The organism is Peribacillus sp. NPDC096622 (assembly GCF_044762665.1).
Classification (GTDB): domain Bacteria; phylum Bacillota; class Bacilli; order Bacillales; family DSM-1321; genus Peribacillus; species Peribacillus frigoritolerans_B.
In genome coordinates this window covers 295,935-313,717 of record NZ_JBIWES010000004.1, presented here as the reverse complement: position 1 = coordinate 313,717, position 17,783 = coordinate 295,935, and the positions used below count along the sequence as shown (strand labels likewise).

Genomic DNA, 17,783 nt, shown 5'->3' with positions numbered 1-17,783 from the left:
CAAGTCTCTAATCATGAAAGCAGTAGTAATGATTAGCTTAACGGAAGGATGACTGGATATTCAAATAAAATAGAGATTAAAGTTAAAAATATCGAAGTTTCAAGGAAGGATTGTTTACAAATGGAAAGTGAGCTCGTCTAGTTTCATCTTCTGAGACCCGTGAGATAGTAAAAGTAACAGAAAGACCAGAAGTCATTTCATTTGCGGGGGGACTTCCAGCTCCAGAGCTTTTTCCTGTAGAAGCGCTTAAAGTTGCGTGCAATATTCTATTGAATGAAGAGGGAGCGGCTTCTCTCCAATATATATGTGCGTGTGAATGACCCCGTTAACTATACCCGTTGGACTGGATGGGGCAAAAGGAGAGAGCGGAATTCAGGCATTTAAATATTAATCTTAACAGTAGGGGGAAGTTACTTTACGGCTTTAAGAATATAAGCTTGTGGATGTTTCCCGCAAGCTTCCGATAGGTGTCTTGCAGGAAGTCATCCGTTTGGCAGGACAAAAAGTGGGATAGAAAGTCTTAATCGATTTTTATTTCAGGTTAGAATAGAATTTAAAAAGTGGAATGTTACTGTTTCAAATACAGGGGAATAAAAATAAACAACCAAGGGAGGAACCTAATTGGTTGTTTATTTTTTGTTTTTTAATAAAAGCCTATAATATGAAGAAATTAATAATCCGTTCCGGGCAGCTTCAGCTAATTATTCAATTAAATGAAGGACGCGCATTGATTGTGTGAGTCCTTCACGTTCAATACCAAGTTTCATCTAGGCAGCCAGGATTTTTCGTCACTCCAGCCTTTCGTGTGCTTCATTTTTTCACCAAGAATCAGCATAGATTCATGCAAATTAATCAATCTTTTTTGGCCAAAAACCACTCATACTCCTGCGATGGACATTTTAATTAAGTTAGTAGCTACCTTGGTCGATATAACCTTTTTGTACAAACTTTCTGTCACTTTTGTACTCTATTCTGTCCATGGTGAATGCAAAATACAATCACAGAAATTTTTATTTTTATATTCCGGTCTAAAATATTCAATAATATCTTCCTTCATATTGCCAAACGTAGTTTCTGGCTTATGCTTAAAGCCCTCATAAAACGCTGGAATAATGTCCTTCTTGAAATTGTTACGTGGGAAGGCTTTTATAATTTCTTCACGCAAGTCGTCAGGGAATTGTTCAAAGCCATCTCCCATCACATCTAAACCAACACCTGAAAAGAGTAGTGCCACTTCAGACTCTTTATGTTCTGCAACGCCAGGTGTCGTATGTAACGCAATAGCATCCCATACAAGACGAATCGACTCATCTGGAATTTGATACTGCTGTAAAAAGCTTTTCGCTGCATTTGCACCGTCGACTTCAAATCGTAAATCTGGACTACTGAACTTTTTTGTTAAGCCTAAATCATGGAATAATGCACTAACATATAGCAACTCTAAATCATAATTTTGCTTCTTTTTTTTTCCGTTGAATGCACCAAATAAAAATACACGATTTGAATGATTCCACAACAAGTCGTCCCCATGCTCACGTAAAAGATCTGCGGCTTCTTTAGCCAATCGAGAATCTGGAATTTTAATACCTGCTACTTCTTGAAACATAATTGAAAATCCCCTTTACAATTTGATAGTTCTCATCTTCATGAACTTGTATTCATTGTAAAGAGGAATTTATCATTTATCTATTCATTCATTTCTATGATAATAATAGATAAAAACTATAATATAGAACTTTTCAAAGAAGCTATTTCATCTTTTTCTGTATGAAAACGCAGCCTTTCGATTTCACATATTAATAACTTAATATACTTACGTGCTGCATAATTGATAAAACGATTCTTTTTCATCACGAGATAAACAGCTCTAGTCAAAGTTGGTTTTTCAATACGTTGGAAAAATAAATCCTCTGTATCATAAAATTCATATAATGTACGCGAAACAAAACTGCGGCCAACCCCATTTCGAACGAGCTTCAAGATAGATTCAATGCTAGACGTTTCGACAATAGGTTCTATCTGCCTGCCAACCTCAAGACTCGTTTTATCAAGCATTTTTCTGCATTGATGGATATTTGGAAATAAAATAAGAGAACTGTCTAAAACATCGGAAAATGAAACCTTCTGCTCTCCATTACTTTGATTACTAATCAGGTAAAATTCTTCCTCATACAACTTCGTCACCAGCAACATATCATAACGATTGAATTCAAAACCAATACCAAAATCAGCTTGATTCTCTAAAACAGCCTTTTCCACTTGATCCGTACTTTGAATAAACACTCTAATGTTCGGATATAATTGGTTAAATTTAATACACAAAGTAGTTACCAAATCAGTTATTTCTCCTGGTAACACAGCAATTTTCAATTCCCCGATTTCTACTTTTGCAAGTGCTTTAATTTGAGAAGAAATACATTGTAAGGAATTTTGAATATTCAATGCTTCTTGTTGTACAATTTCTCCTACCTTAGTAAGTTCAATCTTCTTACCAATACGGTTAAAAAGTGCATAGCCTACATCTTGTTCAAGCATTTTAATTTGATGGCTTAAAGTTGGTTGCGAAATTCCTAATTTTTCAGCAGCTTTTGTAAAATGTAGTTCTTTACTGACCATTAAAAAATATTCTAAATGTCTTAATTCGATACTATTTCAATCCTTTCTAATGAGAATAATTATTGGCTATCTGTTTGCTTCCAATTAATAATCTAGTTATAAAGTTACTTTATTTGAAGGGATTATTCCATAATTTGGCCTGATTGCTGGGTACAATTAAAAAACACCATTAGCTATCTGTTATTTTGATTCATAAATAACTCACTATGATGTTGGATAACCTGTCGGGCCCGGTTAAACAGAAATCACATTTAATTACTGCTTCAAATTGAGGTACAGGTCCTTATACGGCTGAAGTTATTTTTTTAAAACGTAATTAATTCACTACATGTAAGTTTATATACATCAAAATAAAAGGTGAAATCAATGAATTTTCATTATTACTATCATATACAGGCTATATCCGCGGAGAAGATCCAAAAGGGTTGACATGTACAATTATTAATAATTGTACCTTTTTAGATGTCAGTATACATAATAAAATATCTCATATAATACTTAGTTTTTAAAAATTGGAGATAGCCGCAAAGTACAAAGGCTTTATTAAGGAGGAGGTAAATCATGTATATACCTAAACATTTTCAACTCAAGGATGAAGAAATAATTTATGATTTTATCGAAAAGTACAGCTTTGCCACTTTATATTCTCAACACAATGGGGAACCGTACGCTACCCATCTTCCACTCATATTAAATAAAGTTGAAAGTGCTTTATATGGTCATTTTGCCCGCCCAAACGAACAATGGAAGGATATAGAATACCAACAAGTTCTTGCGGTTTTCCAAGGTCCTCACTGTTATATATCTCCGTCTTGGTATGAAACAACGATGGCAGTTCCTACTTGGAATTATGTTTCGATCCATTTATATGGAAAGATGGAGATTGACGAAGATCAAAAAGTCATATTCGATTCCCTGAATGATATGGTGAACAAATATGAAAGTCCAAAAAGCACATACAATTTAAACGATATAGATTCCAGTTTTATCGAAGGAATGAGTAAAGGGATTGTAGCATTTAAAATAAAAATCACAAAAATTGAAGCGAAAGCTAAATTAAGTCAAAATCACCCTGTTGAACGTCAAGAAATAATTAAGCATCTAGAAAACACTTCTCAACAAGATAATTTAGAAGTAGCATCTCTTATGAAGAAAAATCTACAAAAATAAAAGTTATCCGATTTTGTCTTGTTCAACTACTGTGGAAGATTTGTTAAATAATTAAGCCTAATTTCATATGGAAATTAGGCTTAAAATTATCCTTCAATTTATTTATTAAGAAACAAGTTTTAGACCTAAAGCTGCACTTAATACCAGCCAAATAATAACTAGCCCTTCCAATCTTTAGATTCTGTATAAAATCATTCCAAATACTGCTCCACCTGACGTACCAATTCCCGCCCATATTCCATAAGCTGTCCCCATAGGAAGTGTTTCCATTGCATAGGATAAAAATGTGAAGCTCGCTCCAAATCCAATAACTAATAAGGCTAGAGATTTCCTATTAGGTCCCTATGAAGATTATTTTTGTTCAATAAAACAGCTACAATTCGTTTGTTCAAAGAATTGTGGAGTTATTCTTTTAACCATGCCTTCTTTAAGAGTTTCACACCCACATCAATTTCATCGGCGGAAAGATTACTGAAACCTAATTTAACCATTGGTCCTTCGGTGTTATTTTTAATGAAGTAGAGGGACGTAGGGTACACTGTAACGCCATGAAAGGAAGCTTGTTGAATTAACCATTCTTCTGAATGCTTCAGATGTACTTTGACTAATACGTACAAACCAGATTGTTCACCAATAATTGATATATTTTGAGCGAATTGCTCTTTTAATGTGGATACTAGGTGCTGCATTTTTCTTTTATAAACAAGGCGCATTCGTTTAATATGTCGACTCCATTCTCCCTCTTCCATAAGTTTAGCCATTGTAAGCTGGCTAAGCAGGGAGGTAGTAGCTTCAAAATGATGAAACTGATTTTTAAAACGATTTAATAATGGCTGTGGCAAGACCATATAACTTAAACGAATTCCTGGAAGAAAGGACTTCGAGAAATTTCCTAAATAAATGACTCTTGCTGAATCAATGGAGGCAAGAGCAGGAAATGGTTTTTGTGTATAGCGAAATTCACTATCATAATCGTCTTCAATAATATATCCACGAATCTTGTTAATCCAATGAATAAGCAATTGCCGTTGTTGAATAGACATGCTTACTCCAATTGGACTTTGATGGGAAGGGGTTACATAGATTAATCGTGATTTCATTTGTTCTAATTGTGAAAGTTCAGCACCTGTTTCATAAACCGGCAAAGTTTCAAACATAAAACGATGGAATTGAAAAGCTTCCCTAGCACCGTCATAACCAGGGTCTTCAACTATAATACTCTGGAATTCATCCTTCAGTATATGCCCAAGGTATACAAGCATTTGTTGGGTACTGCTTCCGATAATAATTGCATTTGCATTTGTTTTCACTCCGCGTGATTGGAATAAATATGTGGAGATTTGTTCGCGCAGGCATTCTTCCCCAAATGGTTCCCCGTATCGAAAGCTATCCTGTAATGTTAATACTTGATTAGCAATTCTCCTCCATATTTTCAACGGAAAATGTGTTTGATCAACGGCATCTGCCCTGAAATTAACTACTGGAGATTTCTTGGACTCAGTCTGCTTTTTATTATAAGAGATTAATGGCTCCTGAAATATTAGGGGTTCTAACTCATTTGCAAAATAGCCTTTTCTGCCCTCTCCACGAATATACCCTTCAGCAACAAGTTGCTCATATGCCAGTAAAGTCGTATTACGGCTTACATGTAAGGAATCTGCAAGTTGACGAATGGAGGGTAATTGCTCATTCGCCAAAATGTCTCCTTGTTCAATATATGATTTAAATTTCTCGTAGATTTGTTTGTATTTTGGGGAGTTATCATTAAAAGTAAAAATGGTATTATTCATTTGCATTCCCTCTGACATATATATTTGTTCATTATTGTACCTTTTTTTATGTCAAATTGTATAATAATATTTTTTTATCGGATATATATTTAATGCTTATATTTTTAAAAACTTTAATACAAGTTGAAAGGATGATCATTGTGTACATTCCTAAGCAATATCGTATGAAAAATGAAGAGGCAGTACAAATCATGAAGTCTAACCAGTTTGCCTTATTGATTACTGTTGATGAACATCGTCCCATGGCAACGCATATTCCTTTGGAAATTCGAGAAGATGGCGGGAAAATCTATGCGACTGGCCACATTGCATACGGAAACATGCAAAAAAAAACTATAGACAATAATAGTGATGTGTTACTGATTTTTCAAGGGCAGCACGCTTACATTTCATCAAGTTGGTATCAGTGCGAAGAGGTTCCTACATGGGACTATCTAGCTGTACATGCGTATGGATCAGCACGTGTAATCACTGAAGACGAGCTGATTTCCTCCTTGGATACTATGCTTAATCACTATGAGTCTCACCGCGAAAATGGTCGGACCTGGGAAACGTTTGATCCAGAGTTGCTTAAGAGTGAAATGAAAGGAATAGTTGGCTTTGAAATTGAAATCACATCCATTCAAGCTGCAGCCAAAATGAGTCAAAATCGTAATGACACCGATTACAAAGCGATTATTACAGAGCTTGAAAAATCAAATGAACAAGGGGAAATTCAAGTTGCTCAGTGGATGCGTGAGCAACGGAAAGGGTTATTAAAATGATTGTAAAGGTGGCACCCCAAAAATCAAAAATGGTGTTTATCACTTTTTAATAGAAAGCAAGGTAAGTCAAAACCATTCCTTACAAAGACAAGAGCACATTATGAAATAGTTGGAACAGATTCCTTTTCCAAATGAGCAGTTAAAGCTCCCCCTTCAAGGAGGAGCCCAATCAAATCTTTGGCTATTTGTAATTACTGCTGCTACATTGTTAATAATACCTGGACCAGCTGTGTTGTATATTATTGCAAGAAGGATAGATCAAGGGAAGAAAGCGGGCCTAGTATCAGTTCTTGGTGTAACTCTTGGTGGTTCTGTTCACGTTTTCAAGGGTAGATAACTGGATTTCTAGATTATAACTCTTATTCAACAAGAGGGGAGTAGCTTATAAATAATTATATCCCAATTTCTCATTTCACTGAGAGATTGGGATATATTCAACAATCGCGCCCGATTGCGGAAAATCGTTGAAGAAAAAGCCCGCTAGCTTAAGTACATTCCTTCACAACCTGCGTTGAAACTGAAAAACTTCATATAATTATAAGTTCCTTTCTAAAAGTTCCCCTACTTTTTTTGCCATTTCCTGCGGTGGATAAGGCATGCCATTTTTTAGCCACCATTCCACTGCACCTACTTAAGCATTTGCCGCAAATTCGACAACTACATCTTCGCTTTGACCAAAATTTTTGCCTTATGTTATATCCACGTCTTTTTTGAACTCTTCGATATTATGTAGAACAAGATAGAATATGTAAATGAAAAGCCGACACTGTACTTTTTATGGTGTCGTCTTTAATAAACCTGGTGCCTCATATGCTGGTATTTATATAGGTGGTAATACAAAGCTCCCCATCAAATGGTGTAAGCATTTCCTCTATGGATGGTAGTATCCTTTCTTGATTAGACAGTCTCTTTTTTTATACAACTAAAGGGGGAAGATAATCCAATAATAAAAAATTCATATTTACTACAATTTGGTAAAATGATTTAAAGGAGAATGGTGGTTAATCATGAAAAAATATTTAGGGGTTATTTCGTTTGCTTTAAATTACCTTGATTATTTGTTTCTTTGCTGGAACTATAATACAAGTAATTGATCCTGGAGTAACAACTTTTCGTGTAGTGATGATATGTGGAATCATTATATCTTTCTCTTCTCTTTTCTCAGTGAGAAAGGACTTTGGAGAATATTAGCTTTAGGTCTTAGTATATATGTAGGTTTAGTTTACTTTATGGCCGTAGAATTAATGAGAATAATATTCCAGGGTAATGGATTTTAAATTGTTTATTCAACAAACAGGTGCGTTACTTCATTGCCAGGTGCTGATTAAAGCTCCTTTTTCTTATGGGGGTACCTCTAATAGGTTCTTACATGTCACTGCAAAATTCTATATACTAAAATTAATAAACTAGAATACACGAAGAACATTTAAACAGAAGTGTAATACGGGGAGGCAATATCATGCTTATTACGGAACGGCATCAATTAATTTTAAAGCTATTAAAAGAAAAGAAGAATGTTAAGATTCATGAGCTAGTAGAATTAACAAATACTTCAGAATCTACTTTGCGTCGTGATCTAGATCAATTAGAAAAGCAGAACTACTTAAAACGTGTACATGGTGGAGCTTCACTTTTACATAGTAAACGAGACGAACCAAGTGTGTTTGAGAAAATAACGCAGAACCTTGGGGAAAAAGCTAAGATAGCAAAATATGCGGCAGAACTAATTATGGACGGCGACTGTGTTTATCTTGATGCTGGAACAACAACGTATCAAATGATCAAACATTTAAGACAAAAAGATATCGTTGTCATTACAAACGGAATTGATCATTTAGATGCATTACTTGAAAATGATATATGTACATATTTTATTGGTGGATTTGTTAAAAAGATTACCAAAGCAACAGTTGGACGTTATGCATACGAAAGTATAAAAAAATACAGATTTGATAAGTGTTTCATGGGTACGAACGCTATTCATTATAATTTTGGATTGACTACCCCAGATCCAGAAGAGGCGCAAATGAAAGAAAGAGCCATTTTTTTGTCACGTGAGGCCTTTGTATTAGCAGATCATACAAAATTTGGAGAAGTATCATTTTCTAAGTTTGCAGATTTAAACCAGACAAAAGTTATTACGAATGAAGAAGGTACAATAACGTTAGGAAAATATAAGGAGAAAACGGAGATAATTATTGTGAGGGACTAAAAACTAAATTTGCTATCGTTGAAGGAAAGCTGGTATTCAAACTGTCTGATTCAGACATTAGAATACCGGCTTTTTTTAGGAGATTCTGAAATTATTTTTTGAGGATTTTCCCCTTTGTTGTATCAATATAATAAAGAATGCTTGATTTATTGTAATGTGGCCAATTAACAATGAGGGTAAATCTGCTCCATGTATTAAACATCCCATTTGAAAGTTTAATATTTTATGTTATTAATATATTTTTTGGGAAAATTGGAACTATTGACAATCATAAACAGTTTTAATATAATCAAAATCAATCAAAATAAACCAAAAACAATCAAATTCATTCAATTGTAATTCTAATGTGTAAAAGGTAATTATATTGTTATCCAAAAGATGAAAGCGTTATCATTCAATTGAGATGTCAATGTGAAAACTATCAAAATCAACCATATCACCATTATTTCAACCAAAAATATTCATTTAAGGAGGTGATCTAGTTTAAGGAATTGAAAGCGGTAACAATTTCTCGTTCTGTAGCTAATTATTTTCATCTTCAATAACTAGGGGGATTAATATGGTGAAATATGTAAGGGTACTTGGAATACTAGTTTTGGCGTTTGTAATTGCAGCGATGACGGCATGTAGTGGGGCTGGTGAATCATCAAATGGATCAACAGACGGTAACGAAGGACAAGAAGGTAATAAACAATTAACGATCGGTGTAGCGGTGGGTAGTTTAGCAAACCCTTTCTTCGTCTCCATGGGTAAAGGTGCTGAAGAAGCAGGAAAAGAATTAGGTGCTGAAGTACTAGTTGAAAGCGCTGAATATGATTTAGCAAAACAAGCAGCTCAAATTGAAAACTTTATTACGAAAAAGGTAGATATTATTCTTTTAAATGCTGTTGATACAAAAGGAATTGCGGCAGCTGTTCAACAGGCCAAAGCTGCTGATATTCCAGTGGTTGCTGTAGATACTAATGCAGAAGGTGGTGTCGATGCCACTGTTACTTCAGACAACTATCAAGCTGGTAAACTAGCCGGAGAATATGTGGTTGAACAATTAGGTGGAAAAGGAAAAATAGTTATTATTGATGGACCTCCTGTTTCGGCTGTATCTGATCGTATTCAAGGATTTGAAGATGCAATAAAGGATTCCGAAATAAAAGTAATTGCGAAGCAAAATGGAGAAGGGAATCGCGAAAAGGCATTAACGGTGATGGAAAGTATTTTACAAGCTAATTCATCGGGCTCTATTGACGCTGTATTTGCGATTAATGATCCAGAAGCAATTGGTGTTGAAATTGCTCAAGAGCAAGCGAATCGTAAAGATGAATTTTTCATTGTCGGAGTAGACGGTGCTCCTGAAGCCACAGAAGCAATGGCAAAGGAAGGAAGTACAATTTTTGCAACTTCAGCTCAGTCACCTAGTAACATGATCAAAAAAGCTGTTGAAATCGGAATGAAAGTGAAAAATGGTGAAGAAGTTGAGGAGCTTATTAAAGTTCCAGTTGAGATTGTAACTCAAGATACATTAGATTCTTACCAAGGTTGGTAAGCCTCTTTCAATAAAATAGGCTGATAAGGATTCCTCCTTTCATCAGCCTATTCAAATCAATATAAGGGGTGAGATAAAGGTATGGCTGTCAATGAAATGTCCCTTAAAGGCCAACAAAGTCTAAAAAAGCCAGTGTTGAATATGGAAGGGATTAGTAAAACGTTCTCAAGTGTAACCGTATTGAACAATGTGAGAATTGAACTTTATCCAGGTGAAGTACATGCATTAATGGGAGAGAATGGCGCTGGGAAGTCAACTTTCATGAAAATCCTCGCAGGCATTCATACACCTGATGACAATGGTGGGAAAATCTACTTAAAAGGTCAACCAATTTTATGGAAGGACCCTACTGATGCAAGGAACAAAGGAATTAGTGTTATTCATCAGGAGTTAAACCTTTCTCCTAATTTAACAATAAGTGAAAATATCTTAATGGGTTCGACCTTTCCTAGAAATGGTTTAGGAATGGTGAAATGGAATGAGGTCCATGAACGTGCCCAAGAGGTGTTAGAATCAATGGGGTCGAATCTAAATCCTCGCCAATTGGTTTCGACATTAAGTGTTGCTCAACAACAAATGGTTGAGATCGCTCGAGCATTATCCTTTAATGCAGAGGTACTCATAATGGATGAACCAACCGCCTCTTTAACAGATAAAGAAATAAAAAAGCTGTTTGAAATTATTGATGATTTGAAAAAGCAGGGAGTTGCTATTGTATATATATCTCACAGAATGGAAGAAATCTTTAAAATTTCTAATAGGTTCACTGTATTACGTGACGGCGAATGGATTGCAAGCGGGCCGATTGAAGAGACAAATCCTGATCATCTTGTAAAGCTAATGGTAGGACGGGATTTAAAGGACTTGTTTAATCGGTCAAAAGCTTTTGGTACAAAAAATCAAAGGGGAGTTTCACCTGTACTTGAATTGAGAAATGTTTCTGATAACACGATTGTAAAGAATGTATCTTTAAAAATTTACCCAGGTGAAATTGTTGGTTTAGCGGGGCTTGTTGGAGCTGGTAGAACAGAATTGGTTAGGGCTATTTTCGGTTTGTCCGAGTTGAAAAGTGGCGAAATATTGGTTGATGGTCAATCTGTTAGAATCAAATCCGCAATAGATGCTATTGCTAATAGGATTGCACATGTGCCTGAAAGCAGGAAAGAACAAGGGTTATTTTTATCAATGTCCGTAAAAGAGAACATCATAATGGCTGAATTGAAAAAACACGCTAAAGCAGGAATTGTTAGTTGGAAGCAAGCAAATGAAAGCGCTAACCAATATATTGAAGACTTAAATATAAAAATAGCTTCCCCAGAACAGCAAGTATCAAACTTAAGTGGTGGGAATCAACAAAAGGTAGTGATTGCTAGGTGGCTATCAATTGCACCAAAGGTATTACTACTTGATGAGCCAACACGAGGGGTTGATATAGGTGCCAAGACTGAAATCCACAAGATTGTTTCAAAGCTTGCTGATGAAGGATTGGCCGTTTTAATGATATCATCTGAACTTCCTGAAGTATTGGGAGTAAGTGATCGAATACTTGTCATGAGTGAAGGAAGGTTAACAGGCGAGCTTTCGAAGGTAGAAGCTACACAGGAAACAATTATGCGTTTGGCTACCAAAGGGGGGAGAGAGAAATGAGAGGGAATACGCAAACTATTACACATTCACAACGCCTAAATATAGGAAATGTCCTTTATTCTTTATGGAATAGGCTTGGCATGATCATGATTTTATTATTATTGTGTGTAGTACTTTCATTTACAGCACCAAATTTTTTAGATACAGCGAATTTATTGAATGTATTAAAACAAGTTTCTATTATTGCTATTTTAGCTGCTGGGATGACAATTGTTATTTTAACTGGTGGTATTGATTTATCAGTTGGTGCAACAGTTGCTCTATCTGGCGTTATCTCAGTCATGGTCTCTTCGGCAGGAGTTAATCCTATTATTGCGATGTTATCAGGCGTACTAGTAGGGTATGCAGTAGGACTGATTAATGGATTTCTCACAGCTAAAGCAAAGTTACCAGCATTTATTGTTACACTAGGCAGCTTCACATATGTTCGTGGACTCGCTTATGTCATTAGTGGTGGTTATCCAATTGTTTTACAAAACGAAACATTTAAATTCATCGGTGGTGGAAGTATTTTTGGAATCCCCACTCCTATTTATATCATGTCTTTAGTATATGTTGTGATGTTTTTTGTTCTTAAATATACGATGTTTGGTCGTCATATTTATGCGATTGGTGGCAATGAAGAGGCAGCTCGGTTAACTGGAATTAAGGTTGAAAAGTCTTTAATCAATGTGTATTCGATTAGTGGTTTACTAGCTGGTTTAGGAGGAGTCGTTTTAGCGGGAAGGTTGTTTTCTGGACAGCCAACTGCTGGTCAAATGTATGAATTAGACGCAATTGCTGCTGTTATTCTAGGAGGAACAAGTTTAACAGGTGGAAAAGGGAAAATAATAGGAACGATTATTGGGGTTTTAATTATGGGGGTAATCAGTAATGGGTTAACTCTAATGGATGTCAACTATTATTGGCAGTTAGTTGTAAAAGGTGGAGTTATTGTAGCAGCCGTTTTATTAGATCGATTGCGCGGAAATAGTCCAGCATAGCGATCACATGTCAGTTTAGATTTTAAAAAAGGGATGTGAAATAAAAGTGAAGAGGATTATTAGTATTCTTCTAATATGTTCAACTGTCACTTGTTTACCATTGAATAGTGCATATGCAGAAGACCCTGGGTATTATAATGAACCATACCGTAATCAATTTCATTTTTCTCCTGAAGCTAACTGGATGAATGATCCGAATGGTATGGTTTTTTATAAAGGTGAATATCATTTGTTTTATCAATATCATCCGTATGGAACGACATGGGGACCGATGCATTGGGGGCATGCTGTCAGTAAAGATCTTGTTAATTGGGAGCATTTGCCGATTGCTTTATCGCCGGATGAAAACGGTCAGATTTTCTCGGGGAGTGCTGTTATTGATTGGAATAATACAGCTGGCTTTGGAAAAGAAGCAATGGTTGCCATCTTTACGCATGCAGGGGATAAGCAAGTCCAAAGTATAGCGTATAGCCTAGACAAAGGAAGAACTTGGGAAAAATATAAAGGGAATCCCGTAATGCCAGACCCTCCTATACAAGATTGGCGCGATCCTAAAGTATTTTGGCATGAAGAATCAAACCAGTGGGTTATGTCGTTAGCGGCTAAGGATAAGATTATGTTTTATACCTCACCAAATTTAAAAGAATGGGAGTATGCAAGTGAATTCGGCGAAGATGGTGGAATACAAGCAAATAGCTTAGACAGAACTTCTTATACCATGTCATCCCAGACAGGTGAATCATTTAGCTATGAGGGAGATATTACCCTTAATGAGAAGAATGGGAGAGAAGGGGCAGGCGGTTTAGTTTTTCGGTCAGATAGGAGTGCAAAGAACGGCTATGTTGCGAGCTTAGATGCCAAAAACGATATCATAACATTAAGTAAGAATGTAGATGGAACAAACGAGGTAATTATGAGAAAACCTTTTACCCTCAAAACTTCAACTACCTACCATGTGAAGGTGGAAACAGATGGGGATCAAATTCAAGTCTTTGTAAACGATCAATCTGTTATAAAAAAAACAGATATAGAATTCGATTATGGATACTATGGATTGTCAGCGTGGAATTCAACGGTTGCCTTTCGAAATGTGGAGTTCAAGAATACATCTAACTTTGAAACCAATTTATCAAAATGGTCAGATGTAAACGGAAGCTGGGAGAGCACGATGGATGGAAAAAGTGGAACCTCTACGGAGGACGCTTTTGTAATGAGTGGTCAAACAGGGGATAACTTTTTTTATGAAGCAAACATTGAGATATCTGGGGAAAAAGGTGGCAAAGGAGCTGGCTCGCTCGTTTTTCGTGCAGATCCTAATGCAACAAAAGGTTATATGGCGAATATCGATGCTTTAAACGATACAATAAAAATCATGAAAATCGAAAATGGAGACATATCCATTTTAGCTGAAAAAACAATAAATCTAGATACAGATAAAAGTTACCATTTAAAAGCAAGCACTCATGGAAAAAATATTAAAATTTATTTAGATGGTAATCTCATTCATGATGTAAATGATTCAACTTTTTCATCAGGCTATTTTGGCTTAAATGTTTGGAATTCATCCACGTTATTCCAAGATGTTCAAGTTGGTAAGAACATCATGACAAATGAGAAGGAAATTACTAATCATGATTTTGAGACAGGTGATCTAACTGGGTGGAGTACAATCGAAGGTAATGCTTTCACAAAAGATCATGTGACAAATGTACCATCATACTGGGGAGGGGATTTCGGCCACCAAGGAAACTATCACTTATGGGGGTTTACTGATCTTCAAAAGGGAGATGACGCAACAGGTGAACTGCACTCCTCATATTTTAAACTAGATGGCTCTGGAGAAATCAACTTTCTGTTGGGCGGTGGTAATGATATCAACAACCGCTATGTTTCGTTAGTGAGAGCCTCTGATGATCAAGAATTAATTCGACAAGCCAATACCAAATTTAAAGAAGAAAAATATCAAAAATACGTCTGGGATGCTTCGAAATACATTGGAGAAGTGTTATATATTAAAGCTGTAGACCAAGCTACAGGTGGTTGGGGTCATTTAAACATGGATGATGTTAATGTTTATAATGAAGGGGCCATGCCGAATGAAGTAGACCAAGTTGTCAAAGAGCCTGAGAAAGACGATTCAAAAGAAAGCGGCATCCTTACAGACTGGTCTGCTGTTTCTGGAGAGTGGATACCTTCTACTCATGGTAGTAACGGAGGGATTTGGGAATGTCCTACTCTAATCGAATTACCAATTGATGGTGACCCTTCAAAAACAAAATGGGTACTACAGGTAAGCATTAATGATGGCGCTCCTGCAGGCGGGTCAGGTATGCAATATTTTGTAGGTACCTTTGACGGGAAAACGTTTAAAAATGAAAATCCTTCCGATCAAGTGTTATGGACTGACTACGGGGCAGATTATTATGCCGCAGTAGATTGGAGCGGAATTGAAGGTAAGAATGGCGAAAAATATTGGATTGGCTGGATGAGTAATTGGCAATATGCAAATAATACACCAACTTCGACTTGGAGAAGTTCAACGACATTGCCAAGAAAGATGGAGTTAACTCAGACAGATGAAGGTTTACGTTTAAAACAAACACCAGTTTCTTTAAAAACCATTCGAGATAAGAGTGAAAAAATTTCATATAAAAATAAAGTCATATCTGGTGAAAGTAATCTCCTATCTAAACTATCAGAAGATACATTTGAAATGATAGCTGAGTTTGATGTAGATGATATAAAAGCAACTGAATTCGGCTTTCAAGTTCGTAAAGGAGCAACTGAATATACGACTATTGGCTATGATGTTGCCGCCAAACAGTTATTCGTAGACCGTTCAAGTTCAGGAAGCTTTGATTATGGGAACAATGTAGTTGGTAAGCATGACGGACCGTTGAATGCATTAAATGGGACGGTGAAAATGCATATTTTCATTGACCGATCTGCTGTAGAAGTGTTTGGAAACAAAGGTGAAACGGTTATTTCTGATCAAATTTTCCCGGATCCATCAAGTAAAGGATTGCAAATTTATAGTAAGGGTGGAGAAGTTACATTAAAGTCTTTGAAAATATACCCTTTAAAGAGTATATGGAAAAGATAAAGGCTAGATTTCAACCCTATTAAAGAGGGGTTGATAGTAAGAGTTTATGAAGGCTGTCGAAAATGATCGATAGCCTTTCATTTTACCTAAATCAAAAGAATGGAGAGTGTAATGTAGATGAATAAAACAAACCGCGCAGTCATATGCGTTGGGGAGCTTTTGATCGATTTTTATTGTACAGATATTGATGTCAATTTAATAGAAGGTAATCATTTTCTAAAGAAAGCCGGGGGTGCACCAGCGAATGTCGCAGCTACTATTTCAAAGCTAGGTGGGGAAGCGAGTCTAATTGGAAAAGTAGGAAAGGACCCATTTGGACTATTTTTAATAGAAACGATAAAAGAGGTAGGGGTTGATACATCGATGATTGTTACTGACGATTTAGCACCAACTACTTTAGCATTTGTTTCTTTACAAGCAAATGGTGAAAGGGATTTTGTATTCAATAGAGGAGCGGATCGAAATTTAACAGAGGATAACTTATACCTAGATAGATTAAGTGGTGCTAAGATCATTCACTTTGGATCTGCAACTGCATTTCTGGAAAACCCTTTTAAAACAACTTATTTAAAGGCAATGGAATTTGCGCAAAATAGGGGGATATTTCTATCGTTTGACCCTAACTTCCGACATGATTTATGGAAAAATAGAGTGGCTGAATTTATTAGTTTTGCTAGAAAGGGTATATCAATGGCTGACTTTGTAAAAGTAAGCGAAGCAGAGCTTGAACTAATCACGGGAAAAATAGATAAATATGATGGAATAGCAATGCTCCATCATTTAGGGGTAAAAATAGTGGCTGTTACCCTTGGATGGGAAGGCACTCTTCTTTCAAATGAAAGTGGAATGAGTGTAATAAACAGCGTCGAAGTAAATTCCATTGACTCAACTGGTGCTGGTGATGCATTTGTCGGTGCTGCTTTATTTCAATTTGCAAATCTTGAGTCCTATGACACAATTTTTAGTGATTTTAGTAAACTTAAAGAGATCATTCTTTTTGCAAATAAAGTAGGTGCCGTCGTGTGTACGAAGGTAGGAGCGATTTCTTCTCTACCAAACGAAGAGGATATATATAAGATTTAGTCTTCATCGTTCTTTAATATAATAGCTTGTACTATTAAAACCAACTTGATAAGCAACTTCAGTAATAGTAGAATCACCCAGCAAAGGGATGGCAAAGAGATATAGTGTAGATGTAAACAAAGGGATAGATTTTTAAAGAAGATGGTCAATGAACTTAATCTTAACATGTATCGAGGAAATATTGACAAATTACTGTTCTTTTAAGCTGGTCACAGACACACTTTGTTTTTTACTTGGTTAATCAAGGGAAAGGATTGTACCTGTTCCATCTTGTTCACCTACGTTTTCAATGTAGATATTTTCCTCGTTGTGGGTTACGTTAGCCATAATTGGCGATTAAGCAATTTCTTCTGCTCGTTTAGCCACCTCATTTGGTTTGCAACAGTTTTAATATTTGTTCCAATTCCCTTAGATATAATGTTTTATTAAAATAATTCCAAGAATCCTTACTGAACTAATAGGTCTTACTTTAAAAGGGAGGTTGCTGAGGCAGCCTTTTTCTATGGAACAAAACGGGGCAGGTTAGCATTCCTTCAGTTCGTTATACTTCAGCATTGAAAAAAATAGGGCTCCAGTAAGATATGAGTAAGACACCACTCTAACTCTAGGAGGAACCCTAATATGAAGTTTAAAATGCAAGGTAAACAAATCAACTAATCGGGAGAATTTCCGGTAAACACCTTATTCTTGGGGTGGATATCGCCTAACAATTACATGAGGCTGGAGCCGTGAATTTCCGTGGAGTTGTAGTCGTAGATCCACTTGCAATTAAAAATAATGAAAATGGATTTGCTGGTTTATTAAAATGGATGGATAAGCTTCAAAGACTTAATAAACTGGAGGCAGCCATTGTGGGAATGGAGCCTACAGGCATC

Annotated in this window: 12 protein-coding genes and 6 pseudogenes; 12 read left to right on the top strand and 6 right to left on the bottom strand. The window is 36.0% G+C overall.

Annotation, left to right across the window (positions count from 1 at the left end; translation table 11 throughout):
- Positions 1–164: 164 nt before the first annotated feature.
- A pseudogene (locus ACIQYG_RS10380) lies at positions 165–302 on the top strand (aminotransferase); the annotation flags it as partial.
- A gap of 665 nt (positions 303–967) precedes the next feature.
- Here ACIQYG_RS10380 and ACIQYG_RS10375 read toward each other — a convergent pair.
- Positions 968–1,606, bottom strand: a complete 639-nt coding sequence (locus ACIQYG_RS10375) for an HD domain-containing protein (protein WP_402837681.1) — start codon at positions 1,604–1,606, stop codon at positions 968–970.
- Between the two features lie 116 nt (positions 1,607–1,722).
- Complete coding sequence (locus ACIQYG_RS10370; RefSeq protein WP_402837917.1) at positions 1,723–2,646, bottom strand: LysR family transcriptional regulator; 924 nt, start codon at positions 2,644–2,646, stop codon at positions 1,723–1,725.
- Positions 2,647–3,177: 531 nt separating this feature from the next.
- Between ACIQYG_RS10370 and ACIQYG_RS10365 the strand changes: the two genes are divergently transcribed.
- Complete coding sequence (locus tag ACIQYG_RS10365; RefSeq protein ID WP_402837679.1) at positions 3,178–3,786, top strand: FMN-binding negative transcriptional regulator; 609 nt, start codon at positions 3,178–3,180, stop codon at positions 3,784–3,786.
- A gap of 105 nt (positions 3,787–3,891) precedes the next feature.
- Here ACIQYG_RS10365 and ACIQYG_RS10360 read toward each other — a convergent pair.
- A pseudogene (locus ACIQYG_RS10360) lies at positions 3,892–4,166 on the bottom strand (DMT family transporter).
- A 24-nt stretch (positions 4,167–4,190) separates the two neighbouring features.
- On the bottom strand, positions 4,191–5,576 hold the full coding sequence (gene pdxR, locus ACIQYG_RS10355) for a MocR-like pyridoxine biosynthesis transcription factor PdxR (protein ID WP_402837677.1): 1,386 nt from the start codon (positions 5,574–5,576) through the stop codon (positions 4,191–4,193).
- Between the two features lie 131 nt (positions 5,577–5,707).
- Between pdxR and ACIQYG_RS10350 the strand changes: the two genes are divergently transcribed.
- Positions 5,708–6,340, top strand: a complete 633-nt coding sequence (locus ACIQYG_RS10350; RefSeq protein WP_402837915.1) for an FMN-binding negative transcriptional regulator — start codon at positions 5,708–5,710, stop codon at positions 6,338–6,340.
- A gap of 190 nt (positions 6,341–6,530) precedes the next feature.
- A pseudogene (locus tag ACIQYG_RS10345) lies at positions 6,531–6,671 on the top strand (LysE family translocator); the annotation flags it as partial.
- Between the two features lie 204 nt (positions 6,672–6,875).
- Here the strand turns inward: ACIQYG_RS10345 and ACIQYG_RS10340 are convergent.
- A pseudogene (locus tag ACIQYG_RS10340) lies at positions 6,876–7,067 on the bottom strand (TetR-like C-terminal domain-containing protein); the annotation flags it as partial.
- Positions 7,068–7,799: 732 nt separating this feature from the next.
- On the opposite strand from ACIQYG_RS10340, the gene ACIQYG_RS10335 reads away from it, so the two are divergent.
- The 7 genes and pseudogenes from ACIQYG_RS10335 to ACIQYG_RS10305 all read left to right on the top strand — a co-directional run bounded on the left by ACIQYG_RS10335 (position 7,800) and on the right by ACIQYG_RS10305 (position 16,908).
- A complete protein-coding gene (locus ACIQYG_RS10335) occupies positions 7,800–8,552 on the top strand; it encodes a DeoR/GlpR family DNA-binding transcription regulator (RefSeq protein ID WP_402837675.1) in 753 nt (250 codons plus the stop codon).
- A gap of 559 nt (positions 8,553–9,111) precedes the next feature.
- Complete coding sequence (locus ACIQYG_RS10330; RefSeq protein ID WP_402837673.1) at positions 9,112–10,092, top strand: ABC transporter substrate-binding protein; 981 nt, start codon at positions 9,112–9,114, stop codon at positions 10,090–10,092.
- An 81-nt stretch (positions 10,093–10,173) separates the two neighbouring features.
- Positions 10,174–11,739 carry a sugar ABC transporter ATP-binding protein gene (locus ACIQYG_RS10325; protein ID WP_402837671.1) on the top strand — a complete coding sequence of 522 codons (1,566 nt, stop codon included), beginning with the start codon at positions 10,174–10,176 and terminating at the stop codon, positions 11,737–11,739.
- A gap of 80 nt (positions 11,740–11,819) precedes the next feature.
- A complete protein-coding gene (locus ACIQYG_RS10320; RefSeq protein ID WP_225988884.1) occupies positions 11,820–12,722 on the top strand; it encodes an ABC transporter permease in 903 nt (300 codons plus the stop codon).
- A 64-nt stretch (positions 12,723–12,786) separates the two neighbouring features.
- A pseudogene (locus ACIQYG_RS10315) lies at positions 12,787–13,812 on the top strand (glycoside hydrolase family 32 protein); the annotation flags it as partial.
- Positions 13,813–13,890: 78 nt separating this feature from the next.
- Positions 13,891–15,825 (top strand): glycoside hydrolase family 32 protein, encoded by a 1,935-nt coding sequence (locus ACIQYG_RS10310; protein ID WP_402837912.1) that lies wholly within the window; start codon positions 13,891–13,893, stop codon positions 15,823–15,825.
- A gap of 117 nt (positions 15,826–15,942) precedes the next feature.
- Positions 15,943–16,908, top strand: coding sequence for a carbohydrate kinase family protein (locus tag ACIQYG_RS10305; protein WP_402837669.1), 966 nt, complete (start codon positions 15,943–15,945; stop codon positions 16,906–16,908).
- A gap of 237 nt (positions 16,909–17,145) precedes the next feature.
- Here ACIQYG_RS10305 and ACIQYG_RS10300 read toward each other — a convergent pair whose 3' ends face one another.
- A complete protein-coding gene (locus ACIQYG_RS10300; RefSeq protein ID WP_402837667.1) occupies positions 17,146–17,235 on the bottom strand; it encodes a small, acid-soluble spore protein, H family in 90 nt (29 codons plus the stop codon).
- A gap of 294 nt (positions 17,236–17,529) precedes the next feature.
- Between ACIQYG_RS10300 and ACIQYG_RS26950 the strand changes: the two are divergent.
- A pseudogene (locus ACIQYG_RS26950) lies at positions 17,530–17,780 on the top strand (IS110 family RNA-guided transposase); the annotation flags it as partial.
- Positions 17,781–17,783 lie beyond the last annotated feature (3 nt).

Excerpts from the sequence above, each read along its gene's own strand:
- ACIQYG_RS10375 (WP_402837681.1), bottom strand. The coding sequence starts at position 1,606 with ATGTTTCAAGAAGTAGCAGGTATTAAAATTCCAGATTCTCGATTGGCT.
- ACIQYG_RS10320 (WP_225988884.1), top strand. The coding sequence starts at position 11,820 with ATGATCATGATTTTATTATTATTGTGTGTAGTACTTTCATTTACAGCA.
- ACIQYG_RS10350 (WP_402837915.1), top strand. The coding sequence starts at position 5,708 with ATGATCATTGTGTACATTCCTAAGCAATATCGTATGAAAAATGAAGAG.
- ACIQYG_RS10365 (WP_402837679.1), top strand. The coding sequence starts at position 3,178 with ATGTATATACCTAAACATTTTCAACTCAAGGATGAAGAAATAATTTAT.
- ACIQYG_RS10305 (WP_402837669.1), top strand. The coding sequence starts at position 15,943 with ATGAATAAAACAAACCGCGCAGTCATATGCGTTGGGGAGCTTTTGATC.
- ACIQYG_RS10330 (WP_402837673.1), top strand. The coding sequence starts at position 9,112 with ATGGTGAAATATGTAAGGGTACTTGGAATACTAGTTTTGGCGTTTGTA.
- ACIQYG_RS10325 (WP_402837671.1), top strand. The coding sequence starts at position 10,174 with ATGGCTGTCAATGAAATGTCCCTTAAAGGCCAACAAAGTCTAAAAAAG.
- ACIQYG_RS10310 (WP_402837912.1), top strand. The coding sequence starts at position 13,891 with ATGGATGGAAAAAGTGGAACCTCTACGGAGGACGCTTTTGTAATGAGT.
- pdxR (WP_402837677.1), bottom strand. The coding sequence starts at position 5,576 with ATGAATAATACCATTTTTACTTTTAATGATAACTCCCCAAAATACAAA.
- ACIQYG_RS10335 (WP_402837675.1), top strand. The coding sequence starts at position 7,800 with ATGCTTATTACGGAACGGCATCAATTAATTTTAAAGCTATTAAAAGAA.
- ACIQYG_RS10300 (WP_402837667.1), bottom strand. The coding sequence starts at position 17,235 with ATGGCTAACGTAACCCACAACGAGGAAAATATCTACATTGAAAACGTA.